We start from the raw sequence: 26,884 nt of genomic DNA on the forward strand, positions 1-26,884 counted from the left end.
TCGCTCAGGGGGTGGCTTGGCTGGATTGTGCAGTGTTCCAGCACACTTGCCATGATTGGGATTCGTCGAGCGGGTCGAACGAGAACTGGCCCATGCAAGCGCTTTGCCACAGCACTTGTATCCGGGCGACGAGTTCGGCGGTGGGCGCGTTCAGACCAGTCCCTTTCAATGAGAGCAGCAGTTGTTGATCTGCGTCTTCAGTCACGTGCAGCTCCAGGGTGCCACCTTGGTTTTCCTGGCGCGACCACAAGTGCTCCATCAGCAGATTGAGGGAGTCGATCAAGGCGATCAGTGCATGAGCGGGCAGGTGAAGGCTGTCAGCGCTGTCGTCGACTCGCCAGCGCATGGTCATGGAGACCGATTCCAGCCGGGCATGCCAGGCGTGTCGCCATGTGGCCAGCGCGGGAACGAGCGCGCCATCGGTTTGGTGTGCGCTGAGCAGTTGGCGAAGACTCTGTATGCACATCTCCAACGGCGCTTGCATTCGGTCGGGCACGATGTGTCCGCGGCTGACGTCTTCAGCCAGAGACGAGAGGCGCTGGCCCAGTCCCATGTGCAACGCTGACACCAGCCGGTTGCGTTCACCGCGACGTGCCTCGGTGCCTTGTAGCTGTATCAGGCGTTGATGGCTTTCTTCCAGCTCGTGGCGTGTGCGTTCAACCTGCTGATTGAGCACCACGTTCGCGTTCTCTACGAGATGAAGGTTGCGAAGCACATGATCGGCAGTGATGTAGGCATAGCTGAGCAGCAGCACTGCGAATGCCAGGGAAACATAGCTGATGCGAAGCGGCGGCAGATACCCCAGCGTCCAGCTCAGATCGTGCAAGGAGACGGCCAGCAAGACGCAAAGACCGGCGATCAGCACATAGGCGGCATGCCCGGCAATCTCGGCGCGCCACCGGAACAGCAGCCACACGCAAAGAGGAATGTTGAGCAAGCCGACGATCAGAATGGTCAGCCGCACCAGCACCATGGCCTCGCCGATCCACTGGGCCAGGGCCAAGGGGCCGAGCAGCAATACGGCAATGAAGAGCAGCCAGCGGGTGTGCCGCCAGGCCAGGCGGTTGGTCAACGCGAGCAACGAGGCCAGGACGGAGATCGTCAGGCTGACACTCAACAGCGAGTTGAAAAGATAGGCCTGCTCGGTGTTCAGCGGCAGCTGAGCCACCGTATAGCTCCAGCCGCGCAGTGTCAGCGTGACACAGATGGCGGCGAAGATGGGCAGCATGATCACTTCGCGGCGAACCAGCCACAAGATCAGCGCCAGAGCACCCAGCACCGACGCCAGCACGGTGTTGATTTCTGTCGGGCGCGACATCTTCTCATGGCGCCGAAGATGGGCGATGGCCAGGTCTGAGGGGAGTCCCCATTGGGCAGCGACCAGACCCGTCGGAATGTAGACCGTGCCGGCCAGCTCAATCCGCACGGTGCGTGCACCGGCAGGCAGTGCAAACAGGAATGGCATGCGCCCGTTGAAGACCCCGTCATCGCTTCGGGTGGCCGCTAACTCAGGGAGGAAAGGCTGCACCGCCTGGCCATCCACTGTCAGGCGGAATGGCGCACCGACTCTTTGCAGCCACAAGCCATTGCCAGTGGGGCCGTCGGGCACCGTCAACTCATAGTGGATCCTGATATGAGGTGCGTGCCACAGCACCTCGAGCGCATCCGGGACGGCAACGATGCGGTCGTCCAAGGGTGCCTGGCCATCGATGCGCACCACGCGGTGTGCCGCCTCGACGGGGGTCACCTCGGCGGCGAGTGCGGGCAAGGCCAGCATGGCGGGGCCCAACATAAGCCAGGCCAAAAGCCACCGCCAGCATGGCCGCCTTCGCCGCCGGAGCATGGATCAGATCGTGAAGATCTTGCCCGGGTTGAGGATGTTGTCCGGGTCCAGGGCTTTCTTGATGGTGCGCATCATGTCCACGGCGGGCACACCAGCTTCGGCCAGCAGAAAGTCCATCTTGTGCAGGCCGACGCCATGCTCGCCCGTGCAGGTGCCTTCGAGCGTCAGTGCGCGGCTGACCAGGGCGTGGTTGAGCGCTTCGGCACGCTGGTGCTCATCCGGATTGTTGGGGTCGATCAGGTAGCCGAAGTGGAAATTGCCATCGCCCACATGGCCTACGAGGAAGTAGGGAATGCCGCTGTCATCGGCTTCCTTGACCGAGTCGAGCAAGCAGTCGGCGAGGCGACTGATGGGCACGCAGGTGTCGGTGCTGATGGCGCGGCAGCCCGGCTTGCTCTGGATGGCGGCAAAGTAGGCGTTGTGCCGGGCGGTCCACAGGCGCGTGCGCTCTTCAGGCGTGGTGGCCCATTCGAAATCGTTGCCACCGAACTCGCTGGCGATTTCCTGCACGGTTTCGGCTTGCTCTTTCACGCCGGCCGGTGAGCCGTGGAACTCCATGAGCAGGAGGTGCTCTTCGCGCAGTCCGAGCTTGCTGTGGGCATTGACCATGCGCACGGAATTGGCGTCGATAAGTTCGCAGCGGGCAATCGGCACGCCGAGCTGGATGGTCTGGATCACACTGCGCACCGCACCCTCGATGGTGGGGAAGGAGCAGATGGCGGCAGAGATGGCCTCTGGCAGGGGGTACAGCTTGAGCGTGATTTCGGTGAAGAGGCCCAGCGTACCTTCGCTGCCCACCATCAGGCGGGTCAGGTCGTAGCCGGCACTGCTTTTCTTGGCTCGGGTGCCGGTGCGCACCACGGTGCCATTGGCCGTGACCACTTCGAGCGCCAGCACGTTCTCGCGCATGGTGCCGTAGCGCACGGCATTGGTACCGCTGGCGCGGGTGGCGGTCATGCCGCCAATGGAGGCGTCGGCACCGGGGTCGATGGGGAAGAACAGGCCTTCGTGCTTGATGGCTTCGTTCAGTGCCTTGCGGGTGATGCCAGGCTGCACGGTGACGGTGAGGTCTTCGGCATTGACCGACAGCACCTTGTCCATGCGGTTCACATCGATGCTGATGCCGCCTTGCACGGCCAGCAAATGGCCTTCGAGCGAGGAGCCTGCGCCATAGGGGATGACCGGCACCTTGTATTCGGCCGCCAGCTTGACGGCGTCGGCCACGTCTTGCACGCTTTCGGCGTAGATCACGGCCGACGGGGGCGTGGTCTCGTAGATGGATTCGTCAGTGCCGTGTTGCTCGCGCACGGCCATGGCTGTCGAGCACTGGGCACCGAAGCGTTCTTGCAGGGCGTTGATGAATGCGTCGGGAACCGGCCGCAAGTCGATGGCGGGCCGAAGGTGGTGGGCATGACTGGGGGCGTTCATGGGCTGTCTCCTGTCCTGTTGTGGCCAGCCCTTTGCCTTTGCATTGGTCGATCTGGCCCGCGCACTGTAAGCGCATCACTTGGACCGCCTCTTGGGCGGCAGGTCAGCCAGTTTACGCCCGTCCACCGGTTTGTGGGACATGCAGCAGCGCGATGCCCATGTGGCCTGTCAGCCTGTGTCAGCCGCGCAAGCCTTCGATGACCTCTGTCTGGGAGAGTTGCTGGTCGCCGTCCTGGTCCATTTCGTCAAAGTGGTTGGCAAGGATCGGAAACGCTTGCGCCTCCTGGCGGCTGAGCTGGCCATCCTTGTTGGCATCGGCATCGAGGAACACGGATGCCAGAGGATTGGGGCCATGGTCGTCTGGTGGCTGGATCACACCATCCGGATAGGCCGCGCCAGCGATCAGAACCAGGGACCAGGCAGCCATGAGTTTGACGCTACGGGCTTCGAAGCCCTGCAGCACAGGTATTCGCTTGCTCATCTCGGGTGTCTCCTTTGCGTGGGTGAATGGCAACAGCGCATCCACAACGATGGGGGAAGCCGTATTTCACTGCCTGCAGTGTCAGTGCGCCAGCGCTTTTGCCTGGGGTTTCATGTCCGTGTGTTTCGATGCAGATGTAACTGCCTCATTTCACCGCGGGTTCACATGGGCGCGAACGGGCCAATCCGGCAGAGAAGGCGCTGCACGAGCGTTTCCGTCAGAATGTGGAGATCGCCGGGCAGGGCCATGCCGGTCCGGCGCAGCGACAGTTCCTTTTCACTCTTCACCCCGAGACGATCCAAACCCATGGGAAAACGACTGACTCAGATTGCCACCCGCACTGGCGACGCCGGCACGACAGGACTGGGCGACAACACCCGCGTTTCCAAGAACAGCTTGCGCGTGCAGGCCATGGGTGACGTGGACGAGCTCAATTCGCACATTGGCGTGCTGTTGTGCGAGCCCATGCCCGACGATGTGCGCAGCTCGCTGGTGGAGATCCAGCACCAGCTGTTCAATCTGGGTGGTGAGCTGTCCATTCCAGGCTATGAGCTGCTCAAGGCCGAGGCCGTTCTGGCGCTGGATGAGGCATTGGCCTCCTTCAATGCGCGTTTGCCCAAGCTGGAGGAGTTCATCCTTCCTGCGGGGACACGTGCAGCATCTCAGGCCCATGTGTGCCGAACGGTTGCGCGACGCGCCGAGCGAGCCCTGGTGGCCCTGGGCAATGAAGAGGCGATCAAGGATGCGCCTCGCCAGTACCTCAACCGGCTTTCGGATCTGATGTTTGTGGTCGCGCGTGTGCTCAACCGCATGGACGGTGGCGACGATGTGTACTGGCGCAGCGAGCGCATGAGGCAGGGTGGTGGGAGCGAAGGCTGACCACCCGCTGGCAGCCGTCCGTGGCCAGGCTGCGAGGCATTGGCGCCTGAACGCAACGCTCGGGTGGCTCGGCCTGGCGTTGACGCTGGTGGCGCCCACGGCCTGGGGCGAGCGTCGTGCGGTCAACCATGCGCCCGAGGTGGTCGAGCAGATCGTCCTGGCGTGCGAAGCGGTTTATTTGCCGGCCCGTTCGGTCTGGAATCGCAAGGTGCTGATCGAGCATGACCAGCATCGTGTGCGCGCCGTGTTCATCGATGGTGTGCGCGTGTACAGCTTTTCAGTTCACGAGCATCTGATCTTCACTGCGCTGGACAATGAACGCATCGAGATCGATCTCGAGGCTATGTCCTGGAAGAGCGATTTCCGGGGGATGGCTTCCGGCTGGGGGCAGTGCCGGTCGACTCCCTGATCTCAGCCTGCTCGTCCTGACCGGCCCTTTGCCAATGAGGGGGCAGTGAAGACAGGGCAGCATCCGGGTTCAGGCTGCGGATGGGAACCGTTGCGTCCATGGGAACACCCCGGTAGGCCTGCAGTGCCATGTAGCGCAGAGCCGAGACGCGCAGAAACGATGCGAAGTTGCTCACCGTCTCACGCGCTTCCGACAACTCGTCATACAGCGTCTCGATCAATTGCACCAGGGTCAGTTTGTCGCGGGTCGCGATTTCCGTGAGCACTTCCCAGAACAGGTTTTCCAGGCGGATGCTGGTCACTGCGCCATGCAATCTGACCGATCGGGTCCGGCTGACATAAAGGTGTGGATCTGTATTGATGAAGATGGCACACATGGCTCGTCCTGTTCCGGCTCAAACAGAGCCGCCTGGTTGTCTTCGTGTGGATGGGTCGGGACTCTGCTTTCAGGTCTGACCGGACGGCGCCAGTCTGAAGACAGAAAAGCAGATTCTCATTCCACTAAGCAGAACTTTGGTGCCAATAATACTATTGGTTGTTCTTTTGCGCAGCTTTTCTTCATCGATATGGCAGGTTGCTATCGAATTTAGTTCAATAGTTCTTATGTTGGCAGGTCGGTCGACCAACTTGCAGCCTCGCGCTGTGGCGAGGAGGTGGCTGCCAAGCCTCAGAACCTGGATTCCCTGAGCAGCTTCAATGCCATTGTTCGTTTGATCTGCGAGACCCGGGTAGCAGCGACTTGTTATGCAACAAGGGGATTACCCTAGGGACGTGGTCACGCGCCAGGCCAACATGAGCGGTCAGGGCGCGTGCTCTTTCAGGTCAGGCGAAAGAGACTGATCTCCACACGGTCCGGGAAGCGTGCACCCGTGCCGACGAAAACGCTTTCCGTCATCCAGGTCAGGGCAGGGTGGGAAACTTCAAAGGTCGGCACGCATCGGAAATACACGGCTGACGGGTCGACCGGCTCACCACGGACGAGCTTGGCAATGTCGTCCGCACTGGCGCGGCGAATGGCGCGGTTTTGCACAAACACGTGGGCGCCTGCCCATGCATCGTCGTCCAGCGCGAGCAGATAGCGTGCGTCCAGGTCAGCGCAGGTCTCGCTCACCACCAGCTGAAAGTCTGCGCCACCGGGCAAGACCCGGCCATTGATGCGCCCCGAGACGGTTCCGTCAGTGATGGGAATGACGCGGCGTTTGCCGCGACTGTTGAGTCCGGTCACATCGCCCGCTTCAATGGGCTCACTGACCTGTACGACAAGGTCGGCAACATGTTCCAGTGTGGGTGTGGGCAGAGTCATGCCCGCGGTTATACCCGCCTGGCGCCCGACTGCACATCGGGAAAGACACCTGTCGCCTCAGGCATGGCGGCCATGCCCGACTGCTGCTAGTCTGCCTCCACAAGGCAAGGGAGACACCGAGCCGCAGACAATGCATCACGGAGACACAGGCCATCATGAGTGAGCAGGGCACGCCCAATTTTGTTCCGCAAATCCGCCTCTACCAGAACTGGCTGGCCGAACACCGCGGCCTGCAGTTTGAGGATTACGCCTCGTTGTGGAAATGGTCCACAACGGATCTCGATGCCTTCTGGCAGAGCATCTGGGACTACTTCGATCTGCATTCACCCTCGCCCCATACCGCTGTCCTGGCGCGCAACGTGATGCCAGGGGCACAGTGGTTTCCCGGCGCCCAGGTGAACTACGCGCAGCAGGTGCTGCGTCATGTTGAAGCGGCAGACCAGGCCGGCATGCCCGCACTGATCGGAAGCAACGAGAAAGGGCAGCGTACCGAACTGAGCTGGCCTGAACTGCAGCGACAAGTGGCCGCGCTGGCGCTTCACCTGCGCGAGCAAGGCGTGCAGCCAGGCGACCGTGTCGCGGCATACCTGCCCAACATTGCAGAGACTGCCGTGGCTTTTCTGGCGGTGGTGAGCATTGGTGCCGTGTGGAGTGTTTGCGCGCCAGACATGGGAACGAATGCCGTGCTCGATCGTTTCAAACAGATTGAACCGGTGGCGTTGATTGCCTGCGATGGCGTCACGTATGGCGGCAAAGACCATTCACGGCTCGACGTGGTGGCTCAGTTGCGCGCGGCATTGCCGACCGTGCGCCATGTGGTGCTGCACACCAACCTGGCCCAGTCCGGCAGCGAGCGTCAGGCGGCGCTCGGTCAGTCTGCGCCATGTGCCGACTGGTCAGCCATCGTGGCGCGTGACGACGCAGCGGTGAGGGCGTTCGAGCCGGTGTGGCTGCCCTTCGATCATCCGCTGTGGATTGTGTATTCCAGCGGCACCACCGGCATGCCCAAGCCCATCGTGCACGGCCATGGCGGCACCATCATCGTCGCCCTGGCGCTCAAGACACTGCACAACGACGTGGGTTGCAGCTACCACCCCAACAGCTGGGGCGAGCGATACCACTGGTACAGCTCCACCGGCTGGGTGATGTGGAACGCCCAGCTGAGTGGACTGCTCAACGGCACCACCTGCGTGATCTACGACGGCAACCCTGGTGGCAGCAAAGAGCGACCAGACTGGACGACGCTGTGGCGCTTCGCTGCCGACAATGCCGTCACCTTCTTTGGCGCCGGTGCGGCGTTTTACGCCAACTGCCTGAAGGCAGGCGTGGACTTGTCCACCTGCGGAGACCTCTCCACTGTGCGGGCATTGGGCAGCACAGGCTCGCCCTTGTCTGAGGAAGCGCAGAACTGGGGCACTGAACAATTCCGGCGTCTGCGGAACAAGAGGGCCGAGGCCGCACATCATGCACAGCAGGGGAGCGAGGGGGCCGACGATTCGACGCTGGGCCGCCCCAAGGCGAATCAGCCCCCTGGGGGGGCAGCGGACCATGCGCAGCAGGGGAGCGTGGGGGCCGACATCTGGTTTTGTAATATCTCCGGCGGCACCGACTTCGCCGGTGCCTTCATCGGCGGACACCGCGAACTGCCGCAAACGCCAGGCCGCATGCAGTGCCGGCTGCTCGGCTGCGCAGTGGAATCCTGGAACGAATCGGGGCAACCGGTCATCGACGAGGTGGGCGAGCTGGTGTGCGCGCAACCGATTCCGTCCATGCCCCTGTACTTCGTGGGCGACGTGGACAACAAGCGCTTGCTTGGCAGCTATTTCGATATGTATCCGCCAGGCCAAGGGCGCAAACCTGGTGGAGGAGATCTGTTGTTGCCCCCACGCTCCCCTGCTGCGCATGGTGCGCTGCCCCCCCGAGGGGGCTGACCCGGTCTTGGGGCGGCCCGGCGACCGGGTGCTCGATGCAGAATCAGGCGCCGTCTGGCGGCACGGTGACTGGTTGCGCATCTACCCCGATGGCTCTTGCGTGATTTACGGACGCTCCGATGCCACCATCAACCGGCATGGCCTGCGCATGGGCACAAGCGAGCTCTACAGCGCGGTCGAGGCCTTGCCCGAAGTGATGGACTCCATGGTGGTGGACCTGGAGTACCTCGGGCGCGAGAGCTACATGCCGTTGTTTGTGGTGCTTCGCGAAGGGCTGGTGCTCGACGATGCGCTCAAGCTCAAGCTGAACAGTGCCATCCGTTCCGCTTTGTCGCCGCGCTTTCTGCCCAACGACATCTTCCAGGTAAAGGAAATTCCGAGAACATTGTCCGGCAAGAAGCAGGAGCTGCCCATCAAGAAACTGTTGTTGGGGCAGCCTCTGGAGAAGGTCATCAACAAGGAAGCCATGGCCAACCCCGCCTGCCTGGAGTGGTATGTGAACTTCGCCACCGCGCACGCATCGTCGCGATAGCTTCAGGGCGCATAGGCTGATCGGCCTATGTCGTGGTGCGGCGGGGATTGGCTATGCTGGTCTTCGTTCGTACACTGCGCTGATGCATGAAATGGAAGAGCTGGGTTTGCTGCTGGTCGACGACCACCCCCTGTTTCGCGATAGCTTCGTGATGGCATTGCGTCAGCTGTGCCCGCAAGTCGATGTCGAATCGGCCTCGAGCACCACCGAGGCCATGCAGCGGCTGGAGAGCCAGCCCCAGCGTTTTGATCTGGTGCTGGTGGACTACAAGCTGCCCGGGTGCGACGGCATCCGCGCCGCAGTCGAAATGGGCATGCGCCACCCTGGTGTGAGCTTTGGCCTGATCACCGGCGAAGAATCGCCAGAGCTTCCTCAGCGGGCGGCCTCGGCAGGGCTGGTCGCCTGCCTGTCAAAGTCGCTGGAGATGGAGGCGCTGATCGATGCGCTCGGGGCACTGGCGCGTGGCCAGACAGTGTTCTCTGCCGTGTCGTTTGACTCGGAGCCAAAGGCAATGTCCGGTACCGACTTCGGGCTTTCGCCGCGCCAGCTCGAGGTCCTGCGGTGCCTGTCAACCGGTGCCAGCAACAAAGTGATCGCCCAGGAGATGGGCATCTCGCCAGCGACGGTGAAGAACCATCTGGACATCATCTTTGACAAGATGGGTGTAACCAACCGAATGCAGGCGGTGATGCTGGCCAAGGCCGCAGGTGTCATGGTCACAGACGGCACGGGCAGCCCCGGGTCTGACACGGCATGAGCGTTGCACCGGCGGTGGTGCCTGTGCCCACCGACAAAGACCGGGTCGATCACGAGGTACTTCGGCTGAGCCTGGAGGCACCTGCCCGGGCGGCAGTGTGGCAGTTTCTCATTTCGCTGTTGATGGCGTTCTACTTTGCTGATCCACATACTCCGTGGATGGCCGCCATCTGGCTTTTGCTCGTGCAGGCCAGTTTCGCCGGGCGTCTGTTTCTGCGATTGCCCTTGCCCGGACTGGACGCGGCTGCCATTGCCGAAACCATGCGCCGGCATCAGCTCAGGGTCTTGTTCAGTGCGTTTGCCTGGGGCAGTGCCGGCATTCTGTTGTTTGACTGGACAGACGCGGCCCGGCAAATGGGGCTGACGGTCGCGTTGGTCTCCACCTGCATCTCGTTTTCATTCTCGGCCACCGCACATGGCCCCACCATCCGCCGATCGCTGCCGCTCCTGATCGGCCCGGTGGTCATCAGCCTGATCCTGAGCCCGCACCCCTACATGTGGATGCTGGGACTGATCGGGGCCAGCTTCACTGTTCTGATGCTGCGCCTGGTCACGGCACGCAGCAAGCAGCTTGAAGAGAACATTGTTCTGCGGATTGAGGCGCAGCGCGCCCGCGACGACAAACAGCGGTTCTTTGCTGCGGCCAGCCATGACTTGCGCCAGCCTTTGCAGGCATTGAATCTGTACCACTCCCTGATGGCCCGCGGCGACACCTCCACGGCGGTGGTGCAGCAGATCGGGGCTTGTGTTCAGGCGCTTGACCGATTGCTCGAAGGCATTCTCGATGTGTCGCGGCTGGACGCTGGCCAGGTTGAACCGCAGGTGCAGCCAGTGCATTTGCCCGAGCTGATGCTGCGGGTGTTCAGTTTGCACGATGCCTCCGCCAGGGCCAAAGGACTGAAGCTGCGACTGCATACCGTCGACCGATGGGTTCTGACGGACGCTCACCTGGCCGAACGCATCCTGTCCAATTTGCTGGCCAATGCGATTCGCTATACGGAGCGAGGTGGTGTGCTCATGGCGGCGCGCATCAGTCAGGGCAGTGTTCGGCTGCAGATCATCGACACAGGTCCGGGCATCAGCGCTGAGGCCCTCGAGACCGTGTTTCAGGAGTTCGCCCAGCTGCACAATCCGCAACGAGATCTGGCTCAGGGAACCGGTCTCGGTCTGGCGATCGTCCAGCGTCTGTCCCGTCTGCTTGAGCATCCGTTGAAGGTGCGCTCGGTCCCGGGGCGGGGCAGCTGCTTTGAAGTGGGCATGAACGTGACCCTCTCCGGGTTGGCCGGCGCCGCCACCTTGCCGACCGTGACGGTGCCGGATGGCCCGGTTGTCGATGGCCTTGCCGCGATGCCAGCCTTGCGCGTGCTGGTGGTTGAGGACAACGCACTGGTGCGCGAAGGGCTCCAGAGTCTGATGCGCAGCTGGGGCTTCGATGTGGAGCTGGCAGGAGACGCAGTTGAAGCCATGGCAGTTCTGTCGCGAGGCGGGGCTCTGGCCGAACGCCCTGTCGACGCCGTGGTCAGCGATTGGCGCTTGCCGGGCGATATGAATGGGCTGGACCTGCTGGAGGCGGCCAGAACACGCTTTGGCGTCGGGCAACTGGTTCTTCTCACGGGGGAGAGTGAAGCACCTGAAGAAAAGGGCGTGACGGTGCTGAGCAAACCCGTTCGTCCGCTTCGTTTGCGTGCAGCCCTGGTCAAGGGCTGAAACCCACACCAAAACCTGGTTCGAAAATTTTTTCACTTTTTTTTGATCGACCTGCATCCAAACGCGGATTCGCTTCGTTCTACAGGCAGGGCAGCAAATTGTTGCTCCCGGGATGTTCCCCAACCAACCTGCTTTCACTATTCACTACCGATAGAGGACGAAGAGATCATGACAACCTTTGCACAAACCAAGCCTTCCCTGATCGCCGCTGTGGCGGTTGCCGCTTCCTTGTTCATGGCCGCTGCTGCCCAGGCACAGCCGGTGATGAAGGATGGCGTTCTGGCCGACCCTTCCGGCCGCACTGTCTACACCTTCGACAAGGACGAGGCCAACAAGAGCAACTGTGCCGGTGGCTGCCTGGCAAAGTGGCCTGCCTTTGTGGCCAAGGCTGAAGCCCAGGCCCAAGGCGAATTTGGCGTGATCGAGGCCAACGGCGTGCGCCAGTGGACCTACAACAGCCAGCCGCTTTACTACTTCGCTGGTGACGCCAAGCCGGGCGACCGCAACGGCGACGGCATGGGCGGCGTATGGCATGTGGTGGGCGAGAAGCCTGCTGCCAAGACATCCAGCAGCTACAAGTACTGAGTGCGCCGTACTTTCGCCCTTTGATGAGGGCCAACAGGCTGGGGGTGAGCCGGCGCAGGTATGCGCTATGCTCATCCCCATTGCCCGTTTCCCCAATCAGCCAGATGGACGACCGCGAAGAGATCAGCCGTTTGCTTGCGCGCGTTGCCTTGCGCGACGCCAAAGCCTTTGAAGCCCTGTTTGCCATGACGGCCAGGCGCCTGATGGCGGTCGCCGTGCGCGTGACGCAGGATGCAGCGATGGCAGAAGACGTGTTGCAAGAGGTGTTCAGCGCGGTGTGGAACCGTGCCGACAACGCTGCACCGGGGCAGCAAAAGACACTGGCCTGGCTGTGTGTCGTCACCCGCCACCGCGCCATCGATCTGGTGCGCAAACGCAAACCCGAAGAGCCTTTGCACTTTCGCAGCGCCGATGGGGAAGAACAGACGCACGACGCCGCAGCAGAAGGCGCCTCTCCCATGGAGCAAATGCTGCAGCAAGAAGGCGATGCCCGTCTGGCGCATTGCATGGGTACGCTGGAGGCCGAGCCGCGCAAAGCCCTGCTGCTGTCTTTTTATGAAGGGCTGACCCACATGGAAGTGGCCGAGCGCATGCAACGTCCGCTTGGCACAGTCAAGGCCTGGACGCGCCGCAGCCTGATGCGGCTCAAGGGTTGCATGGAGGCTGCAGCATGAGCTCCCAGCACCCGTCTTCCTTCAATCGGCATTGGTCCGGCAACCCATCGGCAGTTGAGCAGCTGGCAGCCGCCTATGTGGCCGGCACCTTGCGAGGTCGGGCGCGGCGGCGATTCGAAGCCGAGATGCAACGCAAGCCAATGCTGGTTGACTCGGTCAATGAATGGACAGCGCGCCTGGGTGCCTTGCACACCAGTCTCCCTCCGGTGAGCCCCAGCCCGCAGCTCTGGGATCGCATTGCGCAGGCCAATGGCGTTGTTGCCGCCGGGGCCCGGGGCACGCAGCCATTGCCGGCCAGCCGGCCAGCAGCATCGTGGTGGCAGCGTCTGTTCTCGCCCATCCCGGCAACGGCGCTGGCGATGGGTCTGGTGCTGGGCAGCGTGTTGCCCGCTGTGTGGCGCGCGCAGACCAGCGATCATCCGAACATGGAACTGCCGGCGAGTTATGTTGGCGTGCTGGCCACGCCAGACGGCCAGCCCGGCCTGATCATTTCCAGCCTGCGTCGTGGCACGGTGGTCGATGTCAAACGGGAAACGCCGGTGAGCATCCCGCCGGGGCAGACGTTGTTCCTTTGGCGCATCGACCAGGCCGGACAGGTCCAGCCAGTCGGACCATTGCCTGATGGCAAGTTTGTGCATGTGACACTGGACGCGCCAGCGGAAGAGGTGTTCAAGCCGGCGGTGGAATTGGCCGTCTCACTGGAGCCGCAGGGTGAAGCGCCCGCACAGCCAACGCAGCCGTTTGTCTACCGGGGCCTGTGCGGCAAGATCTGGCCGTGATGGCATTGGCCCCGTTCGGCAGGTTTCTGCGCTGAGGTGGCGTTCGCGTTACCATTGCACGCAGTCGGGCATCGCCACCCGACAGACCGGCGAGCGCTGCCGGTGCCAGCTTCGGACGACACGAAGCGCACCGGTGCAGCAGCGGTCAGACTGAAGAACAACAAGCAACCGTTCCGGCCATCGCAGATGAGTGTGTGAGTGAGCGCGCGAGCACACCGCCACGATCGGCCCACCACGGCCTTGCGCAACACGCCCTGCGCAAGCGCCAGCTTCCCGTTCGGTCACAACAGAACAGACCGGACCGGACATTTCTGGAGAGACGACACACATGTCAGAGAAAATCTGGTTCATCACGGGAGCCTCCCGTGGTTTTGGGCGAGAGTGGGCGATTGCGGCACTCGACCGCGGCGACTCGGTGGCTGCGACAGCGCGCAACCCTGCTGCACTCGATGATCTGAAAGCGAAGTACGGGGACCGCATCCTTCCGGTGAAGCTGGACGTGACCGATCGCAGTGCCTGCGTTGAAGCGGTCAACACATCGGCCCGGCATTTCGGCCGCCTGGACGTGGTGGTGAACAACGCCGGCTATGGTCAGTTCGGCATGGTCGAGGAGTTGAGCGAACAGGAAGCCCGCCAGCAAATCGAGACCAACCTGTTCGGCCCACTTTGGGTGACACAGGCGGCGCTGCCCCACCTGCGTGAGAACGGCGGTGGCCACATCATCCAGGTGTCGTCGATTGGCGGCATTTCAGCCTTTGCCGGCATTGGCATCTACCACGCGTCCAAATGGGGTCTGGAGGGATTGACCCAGTCACTGGCGCAGGAAGTGGCAGACTTTGGCATCAAGGTCACGCTCATCGAGCCTGGCAGCTACTCGACCGACTGGGGCGATGTGTCTTCACTGCACGCCACCAAGCTTCCAGCCTACGACGCTTTCCGCGAAGAAGCGGCCAAGGCCCGCGCCAAGCGCAAGGCCAGCCGGGGTGACCCAACGGCCACCCGTGCCGCCATTCTCAAGATCGTGGATGCACCCAAGCCGCCGCTGCGCGTGTTCTTCGGGGACGGTCCGCTGGCCGTGGCCACCAAAGACTACGAGAGCCGCCTCGCCACCTGGCGCGAGTGGGAAGCGTTGTCGATAGAGGCGCAGGGCAGCCCCGGCCGCTGAAGGCTGCCTCGATCAGGCCTCGAACCCGATGTCAGCCCGAACAGGGGCGGCATCGGCGCCGATGAGTTTGCTGATGAACTGGGCCGCCAGTTCAGGGTTTTTGGACTGGGAAGTCACGGCCACGCTGTAAATGGTGGACAGCCCCAGCTTGCCAGGGAGCATGCCGGCGACAAACACCTTTGGCGCGAACCGGATCTCCGTGGTCTGGATGCAGCCGAGCAAGCCCTTGCCCTTGCCTTTGGCCAGTGCAGCGAGCGCCTGTTCGCTGTCCGGGAAGACATGGAGCCGCTTGGCCAGGTCATCCTCGTCGATGCCCAGGCGTCGGAGCACTTTCTGGATATGGGCGCCCGCTGTCGAGACGGATGGATCGGGGATGTACACGCCGTCGGCGGCCAGCAGCGCTGCTTCCAGCGCCTCGGCCGTGCTCACGTCCAGTGACTGGTCGGCCTTTCGGACGGCGATGCCGGTCTTGACCACGCCCAGGATTCGGGTGCTGCCCGGTACGAGAAGGCCGTCGGCAGCCATCTGGGTGATCTGCGCATCGGTCAGGGCCACCAGGTCGGCGGGTTCACCGTCGGTCACGCCATCTTCGATGGTGCCCACGGCGTCGAACTGGCACACCACTTCGCAACCGGTCTCTTCCAGAAACGCGTCGTGCAGCTGAGCCACCAGGCCCTGGATGGCGCCGCCACCGAGGAGTTTGATTTTCTTTTTTGCCATGGCGCGAATTGTGCACCGGCTCGGGCCAGGATGGCCCTCGCACCGGTGGAAACTTCGCGCGTGTCGTGCGGATACATCGGTCGCTCAGGCGCTGCGCCCGTTCGACCGGATCGATGCTCAGCCAACTTGCCAGGCGTCGCCGGATTTCTGGATCTTCAGGTGCGATGGAAGGGCGTCCAGAGCGCTGGAGAACACCTCGTTGCCATTGACGGTCACGCTGACTTGGTCCTCATCAATGAGGAAAAAGGCGCTGCCGGCAGGGCCGGTCTCGAGCTCGGTGCAGCCCGACGCTTTGACGGCGACGCCTGCGGCGGGCGCGCCATTGTCCAGCAGTTCGACGGTCAGCTTTTTGGCCATGGGCAAAGACTCCTTTGTGTGGGGCGTTGGAAGGGGATGGTTCTCACATCCAGCTCATTCCAGTGTAGAAATTACCCACACCCGACACAACCGCCACCAGGGCGGTCATCGCCCCGAGTGGAGTGTTGAGCCGAACTTTGTCACGGAGTCGAGCAAAAGCTGGGGCCTGTGCAGTGCCAAACAGTGCGTTTCTGCACAATCCCCTGACGGCTTCAGGGAAAAATCAGCGGCTCTCAGACTTGCTCTGTTGTTCCGCTTCCGCCCGCTGTTTGATGTACCGGCGCATGGCCACGGAGGGGCCGTCGGCGGCGATGGAGATCTCGTAAAAGCCATCGTCCGCATCCGCCAGCACTTCTTCCTGCAAGCCCAGGCCCCAAACGTCCTCCTCAAAGGCGGCAAACAGCTTCTCATGCATGAAGTCGGTGATGCCCGGATCGTCCTGCGCAAAGTCGCGCCCGTGCACGACAAAGTAGTGCGTGGACGTGGCGCTCTCGGGCGTGGGCAAGTGTGCGGTGCGGATGCGGTATTCAGGCCGCTCGCCTTCTGGCAGTGCACTGTCATAGAAGCGCACGTTCACCTCGTGCAGGGCCGGCGAATGGAAGGTGGAGCGGGCAATGCGCGCCGCCGTGCTCACGCCTTCCAGCTTCGTGGGCTTGGCCCACAGCGGCGGCAAGGTGGTGGGCACCACATCGCGCTGCAAGCCGAACACGCCGTCGCCCATTTCGGTCTGGTACTCGGCGCGGGCGTAGTCGGGCGTGCCGAAGGAGTTGGCGTGCAGGAAAGACAGGTGCGTCAGGTCCAGCAGGTTTTCATGCAGACGCACATAGCTGGCCGGCAAAGCCAGCGAACCGTGCGACGTGGCCCACTGCGCGTCACTCACCCAGTCGACCGGTGGCAGCAAGGCCGGGTCGGCATCGGCTTCGTCATCGCCCATCCAGATCCACACCAAAGGTCCGCGTTCGATGAGCGGGTAGCGGCGTGTGCCGATGTTGCGCGGGCAGGTGGGCTGCGATGGCACTTCGATGCAATCGCCCTTGGTGTCAAAGCGCAGGCCGTGGTAGCCGCACACAATCGTGTCGCCATCGCGTTGGCCGTGCGAAAGCGGGAATGACCGGTGTGGGCAGCGGTCTTCCAGCGCCACTGGCTCGCCCGTGCTGGCCCGGTACATCACCACCCGCTGGCCCAGCAGGCGCCGCGCGAGCAAGGGTTCACCCAGCTCTTCGCCCAGGGCCGCCACATACCAGGCGTTGAAGATGAAAGGCGTGTGGCGGTCGGCCATGCGGGCCGAGGCGGTTTGCGCCGCTTGCACCACCTTGGTGTCGGGTCGGGTCATCGGTTTGTCTCCGGAGGCTGTTTTGTGGATCTGCTTCTGCTTTCTTGATGCGAGTGTATGAACCACTCTCATGTCTGAATACCCTGTTTCATTCATACTGCAGATGTAGCCCACTCATGCTGCGCCGCACATCCAAACAAAACAGTTCAGCCCGTCATGCACCTCCACGAACTCGATCTCAACCTCTTGCCCGTGCTGCAGGCCTTGCTGGACAAAGGCAGCGTCTCCCGCGCCGCCGACGCTTTGGGTCTGACGCAATCAGCCGTCAGCCATGCGTTGCGCCGCTTGCGTGAGTATTTCAACGACCCGCTGTTCGTGCGCAGCGGCGGCCGTTTTGTGCCCACGCCCAAGGCCACCGAGCTGGCGCCACACGTGGCCCACATCATGGAGCGTCTACATGCCGATCTGGTGCCCGGCGCCGCGTTCGACGCCAGCCAGACACGCCGCACCTTTGTGCTCAACATGACCGACATGGCAGAGCTGGTGTTTCTGCCGCGCTTTCTGCCGGAGTTTCGCGAACGCGCACCCGGCGCCAGTTTGCGGGTGGTGCGCCTGATGCCCGCCGACATCGCCCACGCCCTGGAGCAACGCCGTGTGGACCTGGCCATCAGCAGCTTGCCGCTCACGCGCGAAGGTCTGTTTCAGCAACAGCTCATCGAGCACCCATTGGTTTGCATGGTGGCCAGCCGCCGCAAAGGCATCAAGGACGGACGCATCACCCTGGACGCGTATCAGGCCGCCTCACACATCGGCATCAAACCTTTTGGCGGCGAAGACGACATTTTTGAGTGGGCGCTGCAAAGCCACGGCGGCCCCAAGCGCCGCTTTCTGCTCAGCACGCCCGGCTTCATGACCCTGCCCATGCTCATCGCCGGCAGCGATCTGGTGGCCACCGTGCCCGCCCACATGGCAGAGGTGTTTGCCCACTGGTCTGGCGTGCGCTGCGTGCAGCCGCCGCTGGACTTGCCCGCGTTGCCCCTGCGCCAGACCTGGCACCCACGTTTTCAGAACGACCCCGGCAACCAGTGGGTGCGGCATCTGTTCCACGAGATCTTTTGTGCTTGATGGCAGGCAGTGAGGCAGTCGCTCAATTAACCAGAAAGACAGATAGAGAGAAAGACAGATAGACAAACCATCTGCGGGCAGCACTTACTCTGGCGCTTTGCTGTCGTTGTCTGTACGGCCTGCGTTTTGCGCGACCCATTGTGTTGGGGCCACACCGTGGACGCGCTGGAACTCCCGGTGGAAGTTCGATTTGGTGTTGAAGCCACTGGTCAGAAAGGCTGTGGTCACGGGCTCGCCAGCGAGCATCAACCGGCAGGCATGGTCGATGCGAAACTGGTTGACGTAGCGCGAGACGTTGTCACCGGTGCGCCGGTTCACTGCAGCAGACAGTGTCTTGGCTGGAACACCGAGCTTTCGCGCGAGAGCGATCAGGGTCAGATCGGGGTTGAGCCAGGGCTGGGCGTCGCGCATGTGGGCATCAAGTTGCGACAGCAAGGCTGCGTCATTTGCAGCATCGTCGACACCACCACCACTACCTGCACCAACAATGCCCGCTGGTGGAGGTGAGGCGTCAGTTTTGGGTTGAGGCAAGGGTTCCGGCGTTTGAGGCTCAGCGCTCACCTGCCACTCCGGCGACAAACCCACCAGACCCAAAGTCAACAGCACCAGCGACGACATGGCGCCAATGAGGGGCGTTCGCCACTGCCCCATCTGCAGAGTCTGATCCAACCAGATCAGCATGTCGCCCAATGCGGATACCCACAGGCTTAGCGCCACAATGCGCCAAAGCCAGCGCGGCAGGCTGCCACTGCCCAGGCGAGCCAGCGGCAGCTCCGGGGCTTGCGGCCGCAAGGCCAGTAAAAGGGCAGCGCCGTAGCCCACATAGCTGGCCAAGACCATCACATCCAGGGCGTCCGGCCACACCCAGAGGCAGATCAGGGTCAGAACCGGTGCACTGACATGCACAGCATCGCGCCAGGCAAGGGCGCGCACCTGCACGGTCAGAAAGGCGCACCACGCCAAAGGCGGCAGTGCTGCCGCCGAAATCGGTTGTAGCCAGCGAAGCCCCAGCCAGCCGTAGTGCTGTACCAAGGCCACCAGCAGGCTTTGGGCCGCCACCATGCCCACCCACGTCGTCATTACGGGGTGCCAACGCTTGTGCTCGCCGCCCAACCAGGCCTTGGCAGCGGTGTATGCCAGGGCCAAGGCAACGATGACAGGCAAGGGCAAAGTCAGCATGGGGCGTTGGAGATGAAGCGTTTGAAGGCCCGGGTACGGAGGGATCTGTTCCGCTCGAAGAAGGCCAGAAATCGACAAGAAAGGCCGCGAAAAGGCCAAAAACAGGAAACAGAACGTCCTGAAACCGGTTTCAGGACGACGAAAGACTGGGGTCAGACGAATCATAGGTCCTTCATTTCAACTGTCTTTCGCTTTCAAGGAGTGGCCTCATGCACACCCAACCAACCCGAACACAAACACCAACACAGACTCAAATACCAGTCAATTCAACCCGCCTGATGGCGCGAATCACCGGCGCCTTGTCAGCCCTGGCGCTGGTGTGTTTCGTTGGGGCACCCCACCCGGCCCACGCGCAGGCCGGCGCGGAGTCACGCACCATGGCCAACCATCCTGACAACACACCTGCCAACACCTCTGCCCTGGAACCCGACCGACAAATCGGGCAACGAACTCCCAACTTGGCCGTGCCAGGCTTTCGGCACTGGAAAAACGGGCGCTCAGGAACCCCTGGCATGGCCCTGGTCGGAGGCCTGTGGTACCCAGCCTCGCGCGGCGGCCTTGGCACCGCCCAGGTTCTGCAGCACGGTCCCGTGTTTCTGGGCCAGGCCATGCATCAGGACGCCCCCGTTCAAGCCGGACGTTGGCCGCTGGTTCTGGTCTCGCACGGTGTGGGCGGCCACTGGCGGTCTCTTACCTGGCTGGAAGCGGGCCTGGCCCAACACGGTGCCATGGTCCTGGGTATCAATCACCCGGGAAGCACCCATGGGGACTACGACATGCGCCGAAGTCTGGACCACGGCTCTCGAGTGCGCGACCTGCAGGCGGCCATGGATGCTGTATTGGCCGACCCAGAACTCTCAGCCCACATCGATACGAGCCGCATCTATGTGGTGGGCTTCTCTTTGGGTGGCTGGAGCGCCTTGTCCATCGGCGGCCTTCGGGGTGACTTGAATGCCTACACGCAGTATTGCGCAGCCTCCGGTCATCGCCACTGCAAGGACATCGCGCGTGCTGACGTTGACCTCGCCCAGCTCGACGCTGCCCAATGGAACCGAAGCTACCGCGATCCGCGCGTGAAAGCGGTGGCCGCTATCGACCCTGCATTGCACCAAGGCCTGGAAACGTCACACGCGCGAGACATGGTCAGCTCGGTCTTGTTGATCGGGCTTGGCGCAGGCGCCGATCGCTTGCCCGACACCGACTTTTCACCTGGCCACAGCACGCTCACGTCCATCCTGCCCAAAGCCAAGGTCGAGACCCTGGCGCCAGCCATGCACTTCTCGGCGCTGGGTATCTGCAGCCCTCAAGGCGCCAAACTGCTCGCCGAGGAAGGTGACGACGCCGTCTGCACTGACCCTGCCGGCACCGACCGGCCCGCTCTTCACCGGCGCATCGTCGCGCTCATCGCCAATGAATGGGGCCTGCAAAAACCTGCCGTGCCAGCCGGCGTGGCCGACCGCTGAAGCCTGCGCCCCCGGCTGCTTGACCTCGCTCAATGGTGCTGCGCGTTCGCGCAAATCCCATGCGCCAACACCGCAGGCAAGTGATAGGCTGAACCTAGGAAGCGAGTCCATCACACACCAGCCAAGCAGCAAGCATCACCTCCGGAGCAGCAAGACCATGAATGAAAGCCACGTCTACACCTTCGTCATCGACTACCACGGCGGCACCTACTTGCGCCAGAACCGCGGCCACAACATCAAGCGCGCCCTGCACGCCTTCATGAACGCCTGCACCAAGGAAAAGGACTACGACTTTTTCCACGTCCTCGCCACCGCCTTGCAAGACCACATCGACGGCGGCCAGTGGCCGGTGTCAGTGGACGGGCTGGACGGCGTCTGGTGCGTGAGCTGCCCGGTGAACGACCACCTGGCGCTGATCAACATCGTGGAGACGACGATTCATCCAACGGAAGACAAGACCTAGAATACGGCGATGACGCCACCGTTGACCGGCAACCGGTGGCCAGCGACGAGGGAGGAAAATGAAAATGGTAGAACTCAAGGTCTGCCCGAAGTGTGGCTATGAGCGAAAGGTTCAAGAGTTGGTGCCAGCCTATGAGTGCCCGCAGTGCGGCATCGTTTACGGCAAGTACCGGTCGCCTGCCAAACAGGAACGCCAGCAGGCCGTGGCTCAAGAGGGGAGCGCCAAATCCCAGCGTCTTTCTCGCCCCAGAGAAAAAGGGCAACACCCGAGTCGCGGTGACTCGCTTGCGTCAGAGATTGGCGGGGCGCTGGCCGGGAAGCCAAGGCTGACGACTGTGCATCGAGTTGTATTCGGAGCACTGCTCGTCTGGGCGGTCTACCTGGCGCTTGAAGCACTCTTCTGGTTTGGCCTGTTGAGTTGGCATGTGGGGAGCGTCTGGGGCTCCTTGTCGAGCGACGCCGCTCAGGCCGACATTCCGGGAATGGTGCGAAATGCGCCTTCGCTCAAACGACTGTCTATTGCCACGATTCTTGTATTGACGTCGCGCGCACTGTTGATGCTCGCCGCGGTTTATCTGCTCCGAGGCAGAGTACTGGGCACCCAACTGCTGAAGCTGTACACAGTCATTTCGTTCATTGGGGCCCTTGCTTCCATGAAGGCTTTCTTGCTTTGGCTTCCTGTATTCTTTCTTGCTGTCTACACACACCGATTGCGCAAGAAGGGCGTGCTGTACATGCCCTCTGTGGCACCTGGAGCGAAACCTCAGCCTTCGCCCGAAAGGTAGATGAAGCATCACAAGTGACGGACTAAGTCAACTGAGCTGGTCGTCCGGATGACCCTACCGCCGATTCACCAACACAATCCCCACCCCCACGCCCACCAGCGCCAGCACGAGTTGCAGTGTCAGCGGCTCGCCCAGCAGCGCTACGCCGAACACCAGGGCGAACAGTGGCGTCAAGAACGTGAAGGTCGCCATGCGGGTGGCGGGGTAGTGGCGCAGCATCCACATCCAGGTCAGGTAGGTGGCGAAGGCGCCGACGGCGGTTTGGAGGAAGACCGAACCCCAGGCCATTGCCGAATAGTCGAATGACCAGGTTTCGCCCAGCAGGGCGGACGCCACCGGGGTGACGAGTGCGGTCACGCCCAGCTGGTAGAACAGCGATTTCTCTGCCGACACGGTGGCGATGGCGGTGCTGCGAATGGCGACGGTGGTCAGGCCCCAGGCCATGCCGGCGCCCAGGCCCATCAGGTCGCCAATCCATTGATTGTCTTCGGCAGCCGGGTGTGCATTACCCAGAAAGCCTTCACTGAAGGCAATGGCGACGGCTGCAAATGCAATGGTGAGTCCAACCCATTGCGTGCGCCGCATCGATTCGCCGGGCACAAAGCGGGGCAACAAGATGGCCACCCAGAACGGGCTGGTGTAGAGGAACACCGTCAGGCGCGACGCGCTGGTGTGGGTCAGGCCCAGGTAGATGAAGCAGAACTCGGCCGCGAACAGGCTGCCCACCAGCAGGCCGCCCTTGAGCGAGCCATCACGCCCGAAGAGTTTCACCCCCCGGTACTGGCACCACAGCCAAAGCAGCACGGCCGCACCCCAGAAGCGGATGCTGGCCTGCCACAACGGTGCGATTTCGCCCGAAGCGAACTTGATCAGGATTTGCTGAAAGCCCCAGAAGGCACAGCAAGCGATCAGCAGGCTGATGGCGAGCGTATCCAGGTGGCTCTTGCGCTCGTGCTGTGTCATGGGGCTGAGCCGACTGGGCGAATCAGAGCGGATGATCGGTGTAGAAGCGGCCGCCGTGGTAGAGCAATGGCGAGCCCTGGTGCTTGTCGCAGCGCTCCACCTCGCCCACGAAGATCACATGGTCGCCTTCCTGGTGCTGGCTTCGGTTGAAGCACTCAAACGTGGCGATGGCACCGATGATCAGTGGCGCGCCGTTGCGCCCGTCGGTGAAGGAAACGCCCGCCCAGCGGTCGATGCCCTTGGTGGCAAAGCGCTTGGCCAGGGCTTCTTGCTCAGCGGCCAGCACATTGATGGCGTAGTGCTGCGCGTTGGCGAAGGTGGCCATGGAGCCGGCATTGCGCGAGAGGCTCCAGAGCACCAGCGGTGGCTCCAGCGAGACCGAGTTGAAAGAGTTGGCCGTCATGCCCACCAGCTCACCATGCTCGTTGCGGGCGGTGACGATGGTCACCCCGGTGGCAAAACTGCCCAGCGCCGCGCGAAACTGTGCAGGGCTGAAGTCCGGCTCGCCGGCTTTGAGCTGCTTTGCCTGGCTGGGTGTGGCGGTGATGGGGCTGGATGACATGGGGCAATGCTAGCCCATGCCTGCCCCCATAATGGTGTCACCTTCGTGAGACCTTTGGCGGCGGCGGGCAATTTCAGGCCCGACGGCGCTGGCGGGTTCACCGGCGGTGCCTGCCTCCCGATACTGCTTTTGTTGCCGACTGATGTCCGATCCGTCTTCACCGCCATCCCCGCCTTCGTCGTCAACGGCCGGGTTCTCGCCCGGGCACGCCTTGCCGCATTTCTCCACACTGGGCAGCGGCTCCACCGTGCTCATGCTGCACGGTGTGGGGGGTGGACACCTGTCCTTCTCGCCACAGCTCGAAGCGTTTGCCAGCGCCGGCTACCGCGCGGTGGCGTGGGACATGCCCGGCTATGGCTACTCCGCACCAGTGGAGCCTTTTACCTTCATGGGCCTGGCCAAACGCTGTATCGAGCTGATTGAAGCCTTGCAATGCGATGACGTGTCCTTGCTCGGGCACAGCATGGGCGGCATGGTGGCGCAGGAGGTGGCCTTGCGCCGCCCCGATCTGGTCAAGCGCCTGGTGCTGTGCGGAACCAGTGCAGGCTTCGCTCGCCGCAGTGACGGCACGGTGGCCACCGATTGGGCGCAGCGTTTTGTGTCGGACCGCACGGCTGCGCTCGATGCGGGCCAGGGCATGGCCAAGCTGGCCGAGCAGCTGGTGCCGGCCATGGTCGGTCCGCAGGCGGAGGCTGAAGGCGTTCGCGTGGCCGTGCATTGCCTGTCGGAAGTGCCGGAATCGACATACAGGCGCGCGCTGGAGTGCATCACCACGTTTGACCGGCAGGCGGCGTTGTCGCACCTGAGCATGCCGGTCTTGCTGGTGGGCGGCTCGCACGACCGGGTGGCTCCGCCGGCGGCCATGCGGCAAATGGCCAAAGCTGTGCCCCGGGGTCGGTACGAAGAGATCGATGGCGCTGGGCACTTGATGCATCTGGAAACACCAGAAGCATTCAATGCCTGCGTTCTGTCCTTTTTGCGTGAGCCTGTGCATGGGGCGCATACCGGCCTGCAGTGATGCGGTTTGGGCGGGTCTCCCGGGCTGGCTAGAATTCAGCATGGTTTTGTTCATGACATCCGCTCTACGTTCTGTGCTGCTGGGCGCCGGGTTGTCGGCGCTGGCGTTGGGCAGTGCCGCACAGTCGCCGGCCAAAACACCGGCAGACGGGTCGGCCAAGGCAGCTGCTCAGGCCGAAGCACCTGAAGACGCGCCGAAGCAGACTCGCCCGCAACATGTGCGCGGGCCCGGTCACCCGTATGCCGACGTGCCAGGCTCCGGCCCGTGCCAGGAGTTGGTGGCGCGTTTGCCCAATGTGAAGAAGCCCTTGTGCGAGGCGGCCGAGCTGGTGCCCACGGTGGGCCGGTCGGTGCAAGGTCGCACGCTTTATCAGCGCGATGTCGTCTCTGGCAATCCGAAGATCAAGGTGCTGGTGATCGGGGCCATGCACGGTGACGAACTGTCATCGGCGGCCGTGGCCTTGCACTGGATCCAGCACGCCACCGAGATGTCGTCGAACGCCCACTGGCGTTTCATTCCGGCGCTCAACCCCGATGGTCTGATGAAGCGTCCCGCCACACGGACCAATGCCGCCGGTGTGGACCTCAACCGCAATTTCCCCACACCGGATTGGGACCGCGACGCGCTCAAATACTGGAAGAACCGCACCCGCAAGGACAAGCGCCGCTACCCTGGTCCTTACCCCTTGTCCGAGCCGGAGTCCCAGTACCTGTACGACGAGATTGAGCGCTTTGACCCGGACTTGCTGGTGAGCATTCATGCGCCCTATGGCGTGCTCGATTTTGACGGCCCCACCGTACCGCCGGATCGGCTGGGACGCCTCTACCTCGATCAGGTGGGTATCTATCCTGGCAGCCTGGGCAACTTCGGCGGTGTGCACAAGGGCATGCCGGTGGTCACCGTCGAGCTCAACAGCGCGTTTCGCACGCCACTCAATGCCGAGATGCGCCAGATGTGGCTGGACCTGCTGCGCTGGATGGGGGAGCACGTCAAACCGGAAGGGCAGAACCGGGCGCGCCCGATACCGGTGGACGGCAGCGAGAAAGACCGACAGCAGAAGCTGAAGAAGACCAGTTGATCAGCTGAGCAGCAGATCAACGGGCCGGGTGATGCCTTCGGCTCAGTGCCCGAAAAAGCGGAAGCCCGGCATCTCCGGCATGATGCCGCTGATCAGCTCTGCCAGCGCCTTGCCTGAGCCGGCACCATGGGTCCAGCCCAGCGTGCCGTGTCCGGCGTTGATCCACAGGCCGTCGATGCCCAGCACGCGGCCGATGATGGGCACATTGGTTGGCGTGGCCGGGCGCAGGCCACACCAGTAGCTGGGCGTACCGCCTTCCTCGGGCGTCCGTGTGTCGGCAACGCCGGGGAACACTTCCTCGGTTCGCTTGAGCAGCATCTCGCAACGCGCCCGCGCCAGCGAGGTATGCAGTGAAAGATCGAATCCGCCAAGCTCGATGGTGCCGGCCACACGCAAGGTGTCGCCCAGCCGGGTAAAAGCGATCTTGCGCTCGTCGTCGATCATGCTCACGAACGGTGCCTTGCTCTGGCGCAGCAGTGGCAGCGTGACGCTGTAGCCCTTGCCCGGGTAGATCGGAACGTGAATGCCCAGAGGCTTGAGCAGTCCCGGTGTGTAGCTGCCGCAGGCCACCACGACGGCGTCTCCATGCAGCTGGCTGGCGCGCCGCGTGGCCCTCTCCCTCAGGTGCACACTGCGGGCAGCGTCGTCGGTCACCTCCAGGCCTTCAATCTCGTGGCCAAAGACCAGGTTGGCGCCGCGTTGCTGGCAATGCCAGGCAAGGTTGTGGGTGAACTCGTGGGCGTCGCCCGTCTCGTCGGTATCGGTGTAGGTCGCGCCGGTGATGCGTGAGCCAAAGCTGGCCAGCGCCGGCTCGATGTTCACCAGCTCGTCGCCAGAGACCACGCGGCGCTCGATGCCATAGGCTTCCATGCTGCGCGCATCTGCCGCTGCCGCGTCGAATGCAGCCTGGTCGCAGTAGAAATGGGCAATGCCTTTCTCCAGCCGGTGATAGGCGATGCCGGTTTGCGCGACGATGGTTTTGAGGGCGCGGTGGCTGTAGGTGCCCAGCGCCGAGAGCTGTGCCACATTGCGCGCAAAGGCCTTGTCGTTGCACTCACGCAAGAAGGCCAGACACCAGCGCCATTGATCGGGGTCGAGGCGTGGACGCAGCAGCAGTGGCGAAGTGGACGAGAACATCCACTTGAGTGCCTTCATGGGTGCGCCCTTGTTGGCCCAGGGCTCGCAATAGCTCACCGAGATCTGTCCGGCATTGGCGTAGCTGGTTTCCAGGCCCGCGCCATCCTGCCGGTCCACGAGTGTGACCTCGTGACCATGGTTGAGCAGGTGCCAGGCGGTGCTCACACCGATGATGCCTGCACCCAGAACGATGACGTGCATGTGCTGCTTCCAAACCGGTCGGGACAGCAGCTGCCACCATGGCAGGACTTCCCACTCGCACCCAGTATGGAGGCAGATGACAGCCGAGGG

29 protein-coding genes are annotated in these 26,884 nt (G+C 62.8%); 16 read left to right on the forward strand and 13 right to left on the reverse strand.

Features of this window, described 5'->3' with window-relative positions; all coding sequences use genetic code 11:
• Positions 1 to 4: 4 nt before the first annotated feature.
• The 4 genes from ABWV89_RS11520 to ABWV89_RS11535 form a co-directional block, all read right to left on the reverse strand.
• A complete protein-coding gene (locus ABWV89_RS11520) occupies positions 5 to 1,792 on the reverse strand; it encodes a hypothetical protein (protein ID WP_353396765.1) in 1,788 nt (595 codons plus the stop codon).
• Between the two features lie 54 nt (positions 1,793 to 1,846).
• Positions 1,847 to 3,271, reverse strand: a complete 1,425-nt coding sequence (locus tag ABWV89_RS11525; RefSeq protein ID WP_353396767.1) for an FAD-binding oxidoreductase — start codon at positions 3,269 to 3,271, stop codon at positions 1,847 to 1,849.
• 178 nt (positions 3,272 to 3,449) lie between these two features.
• Positions 3,450 to 3,752 carry a hypothetical protein gene (locus ABWV89_RS11530; RefSeq protein ID WP_353396769.1) on the reverse strand — a complete coding sequence of 101 codons (303 nt, stop codon included), beginning with the start codon at positions 3,750 to 3,752 and terminating at the stop codon, positions 3,450 to 3,452.
• 161 nt (positions 3,753 to 3,913) lie between these two features.
• Positions 3,914 to 4,060, reverse strand: coding sequence for a hypothetical protein (locus tag ABWV89_RS11535; protein WP_353396771.1), 147 nt, complete (start codon positions 4,058 to 4,060; stop codon positions 3,914 to 3,916).
• Here ABWV89_RS11535 and ABWV89_RS11540 point away from each other — a divergent pair.
• Both ABWV89_RS11540 and ABWV89_RS11545 read left to right on the forward strand, forming a co-directional pair.
• The gene (locus ABWV89_RS11540) at positions 4,059 to 4,631 is read left to right on the forward strand and encodes a cob(I)yrinic acid a,c-diamide adenosyltransferase (RefSeq protein WP_353396773.1); all 573 of its coding nucleotides are present in this window, start codon (positions 4,059 to 4,061) and stop codon (positions 4,629 to 4,631) included. The two genes, ABWV89_RS11535 and ABWV89_RS11540, sit on opposite strands and share 2 nt — an antisense overlap.
• Complete coding sequence (locus ABWV89_RS11545; protein WP_353396775.1) at positions 4,615 to 5,040, forward strand: hypothetical protein; 426 nt, start codon at positions 4,615 to 4,617, stop codon at positions 5,038 to 5,040. Before ABWV89_RS11540 ends, ABWV89_RS11545 begins: the two co-directional genes overlap by 17 nt.
• Here ABWV89_RS11545 and ABWV89_RS11550 read toward each other — a convergent pair.
• Both ABWV89_RS11550 and ABWV89_RS11555 read right to left on the reverse strand, forming a co-directional pair.
• The gene (locus ABWV89_RS11550) at positions 4,973 to 5,416 is read right to left on the reverse strand and encodes a ribbon-helix-helix domain-containing protein (RefSeq protein ID WP_353396777.1); all 444 of its coding nucleotides are present in this window, start codon (positions 5,414 to 5,416) and stop codon (positions 4,973 to 4,975) included. The two genes, ABWV89_RS11545 and ABWV89_RS11550, sit on opposite strands and share 68 nt — an antisense overlap.
• Before the next feature lie 440 nt (positions 5,417 to 5,856).
• Positions 5,857 to 6,342: a DUF3237 domain-containing protein gene (locus ABWV89_RS11555; protein WP_353396779.1), complete on the reverse strand. Its 486-nt coding sequence runs from the start codon at positions 6,340 to 6,342 to the stop codon at positions 5,857 to 5,859.
• Between the two features lie 155 nt (positions 6,343 to 6,497).
• Between ABWV89_RS11555 and ABWV89_RS11560 the strand changes: the two genes are divergently transcribed.
• The 8 genes from ABWV89_RS11560 (at position 6,498) to ABWV89_RS11595 (ending at position 14,471) form a co-directional block, all read left to right on the forward strand.
• Positions 6,498 to 8,273, forward strand: a complete 1,776-nt coding sequence (locus ABWV89_RS11560) for an acetoacetate--CoA ligase (protein ID WP_353396781.1) — start codon at positions 6,498 to 6,500, stop codon at positions 8,271 to 8,273.
• 28 nt (positions 8,274 to 8,301) lie between these two features.
• Positions 8,302 to 8,805 carry an AMP-binding enzyme gene (locus ABWV89_RS11565; RefSeq protein WP_353396783.1) on the forward strand — a complete coding sequence of 168 codons (504 nt, stop codon included), beginning with the start codon at positions 8,302 to 8,304 and terminating at the stop codon, positions 8,803 to 8,805.
• Between the two features lie 82 nt (positions 8,806 to 8,887).
• The gene (locus ABWV89_RS11570; protein WP_353396785.1) at positions 8,888 to 9,562 is read left to right on the forward strand and encodes a response regulator transcription factor; all 675 of its coding nucleotides are present in this window, start codon (positions 8,888 to 8,890) and stop codon (positions 9,560 to 9,562) included.
• The gene (locus ABWV89_RS11575) at positions 9,559 to 11,268 is read left to right on the forward strand and encodes an ATP-binding response regulator (RefSeq protein WP_353396786.1); all 1,710 of its coding nucleotides are present in this window, start codon (positions 9,559 to 9,561) and stop codon (positions 11,266 to 11,268) included. Before ABWV89_RS11570 ends, ABWV89_RS11575 begins: the two co-directional genes overlap by 4 nt.
• A 168-nt stretch (positions 11,269 to 11,436) precedes the next feature.
• Positions 11,437 to 11,853: a COG4315 family predicted lipoprotein gene (locus ABWV89_RS11580; protein ID WP_353396788.1), complete on the forward strand. Its 417-nt coding sequence runs from the start codon at positions 11,437 to 11,439 to the stop codon at positions 11,851 to 11,853.
• Between the two features lie 104 nt (positions 11,854 to 11,957).
• A complete protein-coding gene (locus ABWV89_RS11585) occupies positions 11,958 to 12,527 on the forward strand; it encodes a sigma-70 family RNA polymerase sigma factor (RefSeq protein WP_353396790.1) in 570 nt (189 codons plus the stop codon).
• Positions 12,524 to 13,306 carry an anti-sigma factor gene (locus tag ABWV89_RS11590; RefSeq protein WP_353396791.1) on the forward strand — a complete coding sequence of 261 codons (783 nt, stop codon included), beginning with the start codon at positions 12,524 to 12,526 and terminating at the stop codon, positions 13,304 to 13,306. Before ABWV89_RS11585 ends, ABWV89_RS11590 begins: the two co-directional genes overlap by 4 nt.
• A 328-nt stretch (positions 13,307 to 13,634) precedes the next feature.
• Entirely contained in the window at positions 13,635 to 14,471 is an 837-nt protein-coding gene (locus ABWV89_RS11595; protein ID WP_353396793.1) for an SDR family oxidoreductase, read from the forward strand.
• A 12-nt stretch (positions 14,472 to 14,483) separates the two neighbouring features.
• Here the strand turns inward: ABWV89_RS11595 and ABWV89_RS11600 are convergent, their stop codons facing one another.
• The 3 genes from ABWV89_RS11600 to ABWV89_RS11610 all read right to left on the reverse strand — a co-directional run bounded on the left by ABWV89_RS11600 (position 14,484) and on the right by ABWV89_RS11610 (position 16,881).
• Positions 14,484 to 15,191: a molybdate ABC transporter substrate-binding protein gene (locus ABWV89_RS11600; RefSeq protein WP_353396795.1), complete on the reverse strand. Its 708-nt coding sequence runs from the start codon at positions 15,189 to 15,191 to the stop codon at positions 14,484 to 14,486.
• Positions 15,192 to 15,308: 117 nt separating this feature from the next.
• Positions 15,309 to 15,548: a hypothetical protein gene (locus ABWV89_RS11605; protein ID WP_353396796.1), complete on the reverse strand. Its 240-nt coding sequence runs from the start codon at positions 15,546 to 15,548 to the stop codon at positions 15,309 to 15,311.
• Between the two features lie 223 nt (positions 15,549 to 15,771).
• Positions 15,772 to 16,881, reverse strand: coding sequence for a Rieske 2Fe-2S domain-containing protein (locus ABWV89_RS11610; RefSeq protein WP_353396798.1), 1,110 nt, complete (start codon positions 16,879 to 16,881; stop codon positions 15,772 to 15,774).
• Positions 16,882 to 17,037: 156 nt separating this feature from the next.
• On the opposite strand from ABWV89_RS11610, the gene ABWV89_RS11615 reads away from it, so the two are divergent.
• Complete coding sequence (locus ABWV89_RS11615; RefSeq protein WP_353396800.1) at positions 17,038 to 17,946, forward strand: LysR family transcriptional regulator; 909 nt, start codon at positions 17,038 to 17,040, stop codon at positions 17,944 to 17,946.
• Positions 17,947 to 18,030: 84 nt separating this feature from the next.
• On the opposite strand, the gene ABWV89_RS11620 is transcribed toward ABWV89_RS11615, so the two are convergent.
• On the reverse strand, positions 18,031 to 19,125 hold the full coding sequence (locus ABWV89_RS11620; RefSeq protein ID WP_353396802.1) for a helix-turn-helix domain-containing protein: 1,095 nt from the start codon (positions 19,123 to 19,125) through the stop codon (positions 18,031 to 18,033).
• A gap of 377 nt (positions 19,126 to 19,502) precedes the next feature.
• On the opposite strand from ABWV89_RS11620, the gene ABWV89_RS11625 reads away from it, so the two are divergent.
• The 3 genes from ABWV89_RS11625 (at position 19,503) to ABWV89_RS11635 (ending at position 21,835) form a co-directional block, all read left to right on the forward strand.
• Entirely contained in the window at positions 19,503 to 20,588 is a 1,086-nt protein-coding gene (locus tag ABWV89_RS11625; protein WP_353396805.1) for an alpha/beta hydrolase family protein, read from the forward strand.
• Positions 20,589 to 20,745: 157 nt separating this feature from the next.
• Positions 20,746 to 21,051 carry a hypothetical protein gene (locus tag ABWV89_RS11630; protein ID WP_353396808.1) on the forward strand — a complete coding sequence of 102 codons (306 nt, stop codon included), beginning with the start codon at positions 20,746 to 20,748 and terminating at the stop codon, positions 21,049 to 21,051.
• A 58-nt stretch (positions 21,052 to 21,109) separates the two neighbouring features.
• The gene (locus ABWV89_RS11635) at positions 21,110 to 21,835 is read left to right on the forward strand and encodes a hypothetical protein (protein WP_353396811.1); all 726 of its coding nucleotides are present in this window, start codon (positions 21,110 to 21,112) and stop codon (positions 21,833 to 21,835) included.
• Between the two features lie 54 nt (positions 21,836 to 21,889).
• Here ABWV89_RS11635 and ABWV89_RS11640 read toward each other — a convergent pair whose 3' ends face one another.
• Together ABWV89_RS11640 and ABWV89_RS11645 are read right to left on the reverse strand one after the other, a co-directional pair.
• Positions 21,890 to 22,798, reverse strand: a complete 909-nt coding sequence (locus ABWV89_RS11640; RefSeq protein ID WP_353396814.1) for a DMT family transporter — start codon at positions 22,796 to 22,798, stop codon at positions 21,890 to 21,892.
• A gap of 22 nt (positions 22,799 to 22,820) precedes the next feature.
• Positions 22,821 to 23,360 (reverse strand): flavin reductase family protein, encoded by a 540-nt coding sequence (locus ABWV89_RS11645; protein ID WP_353396817.1) that lies wholly within the window; start codon positions 23,358 to 23,360, stop codon positions 22,821 to 22,823.
• A 253-nt stretch (positions 23,361 to 23,613) separates the two neighbouring features.
• Between ABWV89_RS11645 and ABWV89_RS11650 the strand changes: the two genes are divergently transcribed.
• Both ABWV89_RS11650 and ABWV89_RS11655 read left to right on the forward strand, forming a co-directional pair.
• Complete coding sequence (locus tag ABWV89_RS11650) at positions 23,614 to 24,378, forward strand: alpha/beta fold hydrolase (RefSeq protein WP_353397526.1); 765 nt, start codon at positions 23,614 to 23,616, stop codon at positions 24,376 to 24,378.
• 52 nt (positions 24,379 to 24,430) lie between these two features.
• Positions 24,431 to 25,456, forward strand: coding sequence for a M14 family zinc carboxypeptidase (locus tag ABWV89_RS11655; protein ID WP_353396820.1), 1,026 nt, complete (start codon positions 24,431 to 24,433; stop codon positions 25,454 to 25,456).
• Between the two features lie 42 nt (positions 25,457 to 25,498).
• On the opposite strand, the gene ABWV89_RS11660 is transcribed toward ABWV89_RS11655, so the two are convergent.
• Positions 25,499 to 26,794 (reverse strand): D-amino acid dehydrogenase, encoded by a 1,296-nt coding sequence (locus ABWV89_RS11660; protein ID WP_353396823.1) that lies wholly within the window; start codon positions 26,792 to 26,794, stop codon positions 25,499 to 25,501.
• Positions 26,795 to 26,884 lie beyond the last annotated feature (90 nt).

Origin of the sequence: Hydrogenophaga sp. 5NK40-0174 (assembly GCF_040372165.1) — a bacterium.
In the GTDB taxonomy this organism is placed as follows: domain Bacteria; phylum Pseudomonadota; class Gammaproteobacteria; order Burkholderiales; family Burkholderiaceae_C; genus Hydrogenophaga.